Below are 7,037 nucleotides of genomic sequence, written 5' to 3'. Positions count from 1 at the left end.
GGGCAGCATCGGCTGGAGCACAGGGCAGCGCCGGCGGGAGCACAGGGCAGCGCCAACGGGAGCAGGGGCAGCCGAGGTTGAGCGCTCCCCCGTCACCGCCAGGCGGCCAGCAGGTCTTCGGGGCCCCAGTGCGCGGCGAGCGGCAGGCCGTCGTCGACACCGGAGCGGGAAACGGCCACCAGCGGAGTCCCGGTGTCGCCGCCCGGGACGGCGAGCATGTCGCGCACCAGGCTCTCGTATTCGTGCCGCCCGAACGACGCGTTCTCCAGCCACTTGATCGAGCCGAGGAAGTGGACGCGCCGCGCGACCGGCTCACGGTCAGCCCCGACGAGGTCGATCTCGGGGTTGTTCTGGCGGTTCCACCACCCGCCGGTGGCTTCGGTCTCCGGCCATCGGTCATCGGGCAGCAACCGCAGCAGTGCCTCACGGACGACGGGTTCGACGGCCCGGCCCCGCCAGGAGGTCCAGGAGCGTTCGATGAAGGCCAGGACGCGTTCCCCCCGGCCGCGCTCGACCAGCGGAATGCCACGGTCGAGGAAGGCGAGCCAGAACCGCAGGTAGGGATCCGCGATGCGGTAGCGCTTGTTCTTCGTGTCCGGCTTCGTCGACAGCGGACTGTCGACGGCCAGCACGCGTTTGCCGATGAGGGTGGACAGCAGCGGGGAAAGCGTGCCGGAGGCCAGGGGAGCGGCGCCGCCCGCCTCGGTGGCGATAGCGGAGAACGTGCGTGCACCGCTGCCCACCGCCGACAGGACCGCGCGAGAGTGGGAGGCCTCGGGAAACTCCCCCAGCAACGACAGTTCGCCGACCATCAGCAGCGCTGACAGCGGATTGGCCAACGACTCCCGCAGGTAGTCGATGCGGTTCATGCCCGGCTGCCAGGCCTGGACCACCTCCGGGAACCCGCCGGTGATCAGGAAGGCGTCGATGGCGTCGGCGGCGCCCAGTCCGGTCATGACGGCCACATCCGTGGGATGCAGCGGCTGGACGGTCATCTTCGCGGCGCGACCGAAGAAGGGGCGGCCATAGGCCCGCAGCGCCTCCATCACCGACAGATCACTGCCGACCAGGATGAGCAGCACTGGTTTGGCGGACAGATGCCGATCCCAGACCGTCTGCAATGCGCCCTCGAACTCTCGGTCCTGTTCCACCAGCCACGGCACCTCGTCGATGACGGCGATGCTCGGCGTCTGGTCGGGCACGGCCACGGACGGGGATGCCAGGATCCGGGTCTCCGGCGCCGCGGTACCTGTTCCGGCCGGAGGCCGGTCAGGTGCCATGACGGTGGAGGCGTCAGCCGCCCAGCCAGGAATCGAGACGGTCCAGTAGCGCGGGTTCGGCCCTCAGTCCGGCGGCGGTGCCGCTGAACACGGCCTGGCAGGGGGCACGCCAGATCCGCATCTCCGCGACGGCCCCGGTCATGTCGGCCGCCCACACGACGTCGAGACGGCTGACCGGCGTCGTGGCCCGTGTCGGGTGCGGCATTCCGCAGTCGACGCCGTTGACGAAGTCGGTGGTGCCCCCGCTGTCGGTCACGCTCTGTATGGCGGCCGCGGTGTTGAGGATCTCCCGGACGGGTTCGAGATCCTCTCGCAGGACCCGGTGAGCGCCCAGCTGCAGAACGTTTCCGTCCGCGTGATAGCGGCAGGCGGTGACCGCGGCCAGCGGGCTGGGCAGGAACCCGTCCCCGCGGCCCCGGTTGCGGGCCATGCCGTCCTGGGGGAACTCCAGGTCCGGCCGGTTGTCTATGTCCGTCACCGCGACCTTGGCCGGGCACGTCGGCGCCGGGATCGCGTCCGGGTCCCTCGCGGTCTGATCTCGATAGAAGGAGAGGAAGCGGTCGACCGGCTGCCCGTCCAGGAAGCGGGTCCGGCCCGCGTGGTGGACAACGCCGCAGTTGCGGTCGAGCAGGAGCAGCGCGGGTGGCCGGTCGCGGTAGCGCACCGCGAACGACAACTGCTCGCCGTACCCGATGGCGGTGCAGGCCTGGCCCATGTGCAGGTCCTCGGGCGGCGTATCACCCCGAGCGGTCATGAGAGCCCGTGCCGCCGCTTCCGCCTCGTCTCGCGTGGGCAACGCGTTGAGTACGGCGATCATCTCGGCGACGTGGGTGCCGAGGGTGCGGTCTCGTCCGGGCCGTGGCGACGGCATCGGCCCGGGACCGCCCCTCGCCGGTGTGATCAGCTCGCACAGTGTCACCGAGACGGCGCCCTCGGCGGGCACCAGCGGCCCCGGCCTGTCGGCGGTTCCCCGCACGTCCATCACCGCGGAGGGGCAGCCGCCCGCGTCCAGAAACCGCGGGTCCAGCATCTCGACGGGATACGAGGCGGACGCGGCGAGAAGCAGCGCGACCACGGCCCCGCCGGCCAGGCAGCGTCCCATCCGATCCCGCCACGAGATCATGGAACGAATCTACGCCGGTTCTCTCCCGGCGGACACCGAATCCGAACGCCATATGCCGGTATCCGTGTAGCGCGAAAGGCGTGCCGTACGGCTGGGGAGCCGTACGGCACGCCTGGACTACGCGGGGGTCAGGAGGTGGTGCAGACCAGGGGGGACGGAGTGGAGGGGGTCCCGCTGGAGCTGCCGAGGAAGCCGAACGTGGTGCTCGCGCCGGGGGCGAGGTTGCCGTTCCAGTTCAGGTTCGTGGCCGTGACGCTGCTGCTGCCGGTGAGGTTGGCGTTCCACGCCTGGGTGATGGACTGCCCGCCGGGCATCGTCCACTTCACGGTCCAGTTGTTGATCGCCGAGGAGCCCGCGCTGGTCACGGTGACCTCACCCTGGAAGCCGCCGCCCCACGAGTTGACGACCTTGTAGACCGCCGTACAGCCGCGGTTGCCGGTGAACGTCGGCGAGACCGACGGGGACGGGGAGGGGGACTGGGGCGCCGACGGCGAAGCCGAGGGGGACGGCGACGGCGAGGGCGACGGCGAGGGCGACGGCGAGGGCGACGGGGACACCGGCGGCGGGGTGTACGGGGCGGCGATCGCCAGGTCGTAGGCCCGCTGCGGCACGAACTGACCGGCCGGGGCGATGCAGCCGTCGGACTCGCCCGGAGGCTTGACCCACAGGTACGCGGCGATCGCCGAATCGCCGGTGTTCGTCGTGCTCCAGGCGCCGGTGGCGCGACCGGCAGGGTCACACCACTCGCTGCCGACCGGGCCGTTGCCGTTGCGGCTGGTGTCGATCACGGCCTTCAGCCAGGACAGGCCGGTGGCCGCGATGACGTTCTTGGCGTAGGAGACCGTGGCGGTGGTGAACCGGTAGTTGGAGACGTTGAGCGCGATGCCGTCCGCGCTGTTGGCGATGTCGGCGCCCCGCAGCCGGTTGGCCATGTCGGAGGCGCCCACCCAGGCCTCGTTGCCCGCGTCGAAGAAGACCTTGACGTTCGGGGAGGTGGCCTTGAACTTCTTGCCGGCGTACGCCATGGACGCCTGGACCTCGGCCTGCTGGGAGGAGTTCATGCAGTTCGGCATGATCGACAGGGCGTCGGGCTCCAGGACGATGTAGGCCGGACGCCCGCCGAGGCCCGCGGCGACCTGGTCGATCCACGCGCGGTACGACGCGTGGTCGGGAGCGCCACCCGCGCTCGCGCCGCCGCAGTCGCGGTTCGGCATCTCGTACACGACCATGATCGGGATCTTGCCGGCCGCCGCTGCGGCGCCCACGTACGCGTCGACCTGGCTGCGCACTGCGGAGGGGTTGTAGCTGGCGAACCACCGGCCCTGCGGGACGGCGGCGATGCGGTCCCTGATCACGGCGGCTTTGCTGTCGTTGGGGTTGGCGGCCACCCACTTGGCCGCGCTGGTCGTCGGGTCGACGTAGAAGGCGGAGTCGGCGGCCTGCGCGGCGGAGGAGGCGAGCACGGACGCTCCCACCGCGGCCGTGGCGACCGCTGCGAGCACAGCCGCCGTCAATCTGCGAGACATGGAAATACTCCGTCCGGTAATGTGGGAGCGCTCCCACAGTTCTCTCGGATGGTAGGGAGCCAATGGTGGGTCCAAGAAGGGCCGCTCGATATTCGTACGGACGGCCAACCAAATAGGTGCAGGCGAGCGGGGGAGCGGACTTGTGGAGCACTTGAAACTTTCACCACAAGTCCGGTCAGGCCGTGATATCTCCAGAAATCATGGTGACGCAGTGTGCCCAAGCGGTTTCGCGAAGTGGCCCAGAGGCCGTACCCTCCCATAGTGACCTCTTGGGGGGTTTCTTACCGATGACGCTTTCACGCGGTCTCATGCCGCTCGCCGGGGTGCCACGCGTCCTTCTGCCCGCCGTCGACCTGGGCGAAATGTCCACGCCCGTCGACACCCGGGACACCGGACCGCGCCCCGGCTCGCCCCTGTGGGCCTATCTCACGGCGGTCATCGCCGTCGGCGTCACCGCGCTGGTGATCGCGCAGGTACGGCTCGGCTTCGGCGAGTTGGGCGAGGTGGCCCGCGCTCCGCTGTTCTGGATGCTGACCGTCCTGGTGGTGCTGGGCGAGCTGCGCCCGGTCATGTTCAGCTCCTCGACGCTCGTCGGGGGCACGCCGGCCTCCACGATGTTCACCTTCGCCGTGCTGATGTACCAGGGCCTGCCGACGGCGGCGCTGATGCAGGCGATCGCCGTGGTGGTCAGCGGCCTCGTGCACCGCAGGGCCTGGCACCGGGTGTCGTTCAACCTCGCCCAGGTGACCCTGGCCTGCGTGGCCGCGGCCGCGGCCTTCGCCGCGTTCGGCGCGCATCCCGCTCCCGGCAGGCCCTGGACGCCCGACGGTGGCGACATCCCCGCCATCGCGGTGGCCGCCGCGGCGTACTTCGCGGTCCGCGCGATCCTGGTCTGCCAGGCGGTGGCCCTGCACGAGCGCCGGCCGCTGGCCCGGGTGATGAAGGCGTCCATCGGCCCGCAGGCCCTCGTCTACGGCGCGTTGCTCGGCCTCGCGCCGCTCGTGGTCGTCGTGATGGCGCACTCCACGGCCCTAGTCCCCCTGTTCGTCGCGCCGCTGGCCGCCGTCTACTTCACCGCGACGCTCTCGCTGCGCCGCGACCACCAGGCGACCCACGACGGGCTCACCGGCCTGCCGAACCGCAAGATGCTCATCCTGCGTACCGAGGAGGCCCTGGCCGAGGCGCGCGAACACGAGCGGGTGGGTCTGCTGCTGCTCGACCTCGACCGTTTCAAGGAGGTCAACGACACGCTCGGTCATCCGGTCGGCGACCGGCTGCTGCAGATCGTGGCCCACCGGCTCACCCACAGCGTGCGGCCCGGCGACGTGGTGGCCCGCCTCGGCGGGGACGAGTTCGCCGTGCTGCTCCCGTCGATCAGGGACGCGCAGGCGGCCAAGGAGGTCGCCTCGCGGCTGCGGGTCGCGCTGACCGAGCCGGTACGCCTCGAGGGCATGACCTTCGACCTCGACGCGTCGATCGGCATCGCGCTCTATCCCGACCACGCGCCGGACTTCGAGCTGCTGATGCAGCGTTCCGACGTGGCGATGTATCTGGCCAAGGAGGGCCGCACGGGCGTCGAGTTCTACCTGCCGGGCAAGGACCGCAACTCGCCGGAACGGCTGAGCCTGCTCGGCGACCTGCGGCGCGCGATCGACGCCGACGAGCTGGAGCTCCACTATCAGCCCAAGGTGAGCCTCGAGGACGGCAGGGTCGAGAGCGTCGAGGCGCTGCTGCGCTGGTGGCATCCGGTGCGCGGGCCGATCTCGCCCGCCGAGTTCATCCCGCTGGCCGAGCAGTCCTACCTGATGCGCGAGCTCACCCAGCACGTCATCGGCCAGGCGCTGCGGCAGGCGGCCCGGTGGTGGCACGCGGGCGTCGACGTGCCGGTCTCGGTCAACGTGTCGGCCCGTGACCTGCTGGACTCGAGCCTGCCCGAGCAACTGGAGTCCGGGCTGGAGAAGCTGGAGCTGCCTCCCGAGGCCATCCGGCTGGAGGTCACCGAGCGCATCCTCATGACCGACCAGGCCTACAGCGCCGAGACGATCCGCACCCTGGCCGGCCTCGGCATCCAGCTCGCCCTGGACGACTTCGGCACCGGCTACTCCTCGCTCGTCCGTCTCCAGCGGCTCCCGGTCTCCGAAGTGAAGATCGACGCGTCGTTCGTGCGGCGGCTCGGGGAGTCCCCGGACGACGAGCGCATCGTCCGCTCGATCATCGACCTCGTACGGTCCCTCGGGCTGAGGTCGGTCGCCGAGGGGATCGAGTCGCCGGAGATCGCGACGCTGTTGCGGGAAATGGGCTGCCACGCGGGCCAGGGGTGGTGGCTGGCCAAGCCCATGCCGGCCAGTGAGGCGACCACGTGGCTGCGCGGCCGGCTCAGCGCGGCCTTCCGTGACCGTGACGGCGACAGCGCACCGTCCCGCGCCGCACTGACCCCTCCGTGATCCGGACGTCGCATTAAGACCATGTGACGCGGCGTCGTCGGGTCGGCCGCGCTAGGCGACGAGCCCTAGGATGGGTAGGTCCAATCTCCATCATGAAACGGGTTCGACGACTCATGTCCGCCATAACCCGCGATGAGGTCGCTCACCTCGCCCGGCTGTCCCGGCTGGCACTGGCCGACGACGAGCTCGACCACTTCGCCGCCCAGCTCGACCAGATCGTCGGCGCCGTCGCCCGCGTCGCGGAGGTGGCGGCCGACGACATCCCGCCGTCCTCGCACGCGCTTCCGCTGACCAACGTGTTCCGGCCCGACGACGTACGGCCCGGCCTCACGCCCGAGGGCGCCCTGTCCGGCGCGCCCGCGGTGGAGGACGACCGCTTCCGCGTGCCGCGGATCCTCGGGGAGGAAGAATGAGTCTGATTCGCAAGACCGCCGCCGAGCTCGGCGAGCTGGTCGCCTCCCGAGAGGTCACCGCCGTCGAGGTCGCCCAGGCCCACCTCGATCGGATCGCCGAGGTCGACGGCAGGGTCAACGCGTTCCTGCACGTCGACGCCGAGTCCGCGCTGGCACAGGCCCGCGCGGTCGACGGGCGCCGCGCCCCGGGCGGGTCGCACGGCCCCCTCGCCGGGGTGCCGGGCGCGCCCAAGGACGTGTTAACCACCACC

Annotated in this window: 6 protein-coding genes; 3 read left to right on the top strand and 3 right to left on the bottom strand. The window is 70.9% G+C overall.

All coding sequences use genetic code 11. The features are described from left to right. Positions 1 to 92: 92 nt before the first annotated feature. The 3 genes from AB0J39_RS36935 to AB0J39_RS36925 all read right to left on the bottom strand — a co-directional run bounded on the left by AB0J39_RS36935 (position 93) and on the right by AB0J39_RS36925 (position 3,929). Entirely contained in the window at positions 93 to 1,208 is a 1,116-nt protein-coding gene (locus tag AB0J39_RS36935; RefSeq protein WP_363473402.1) for a DUF234 domain-containing protein, read from the bottom strand. A gap of 85 nt (positions 1,209 to 1,293) precedes the next feature. After that, entirely contained in the window at positions 1,294 to 2,403 is a 1,110-nt protein-coding gene (locus tag AB0J39_RS36930) for a hypothetical protein (RefSeq protein WP_363473400.1), read from the bottom strand. A gap of 128 nt (positions 2,404 to 2,531) precedes the next feature. Continuing rightward, positions 2,532 to 3,929: a glycoside hydrolase family 6 protein gene (locus tag AB0J39_RS36925; protein WP_363473398.1), complete on the bottom strand. Its 1,398-nt coding sequence runs from the start codon at positions 3,927 to 3,929 to the stop codon at positions 2,532 to 2,534. 362 nt (positions 3,930 to 4,291) lie between these two features. On the opposite strand from AB0J39_RS36925, the gene AB0J39_RS36920 reads away from it, so the two are divergent. The 3 genes from AB0J39_RS36920 to AB0J39_RS36910 all read left to right on the top strand — a co-directional run. Next, positions 4,292 to 6,373, top strand: coding sequence for an EAL domain-containing protein (locus AB0J39_RS36920; RefSeq protein ID WP_363473404.1), 2,082 nt, complete (start codon positions 4,292 to 4,294; stop codon positions 6,371 to 6,373). Between the two features lie 113 nt (positions 6,374 to 6,486). Beyond that, entirely contained in the window at positions 6,487 to 6,786 is a 300-nt protein-coding gene (gatC, locus tag AB0J39_RS36915) for an Asp-tRNA(Asn)/Glu-tRNA(Gln) amidotransferase subunit GatC (RefSeq protein ID WP_030506108.1), read from the top strand. After that, positions 6,783 to 7,037: amidase family protein (locus AB0J39_RS36910; protein WP_363473396.1), on the top strand; the 255-nt coding region annotated here is incomplete at its 3' end. The genes gatC and AB0J39_RS36910, both read left to right, overlap by 4 nt.

This window comes from Microbispora sp. NPDC049633, from assembly GCF_040675265.1.
Taxonomy (GTDB): Bacteria; Actinomycetota; Actinomycetes; order Streptosporangiales; family Streptosporangiaceae; genus Microbispora; species Microbispora maris.
This window is presented reverse-complemented; position numbering and strand designations above follow the sequence as displayed.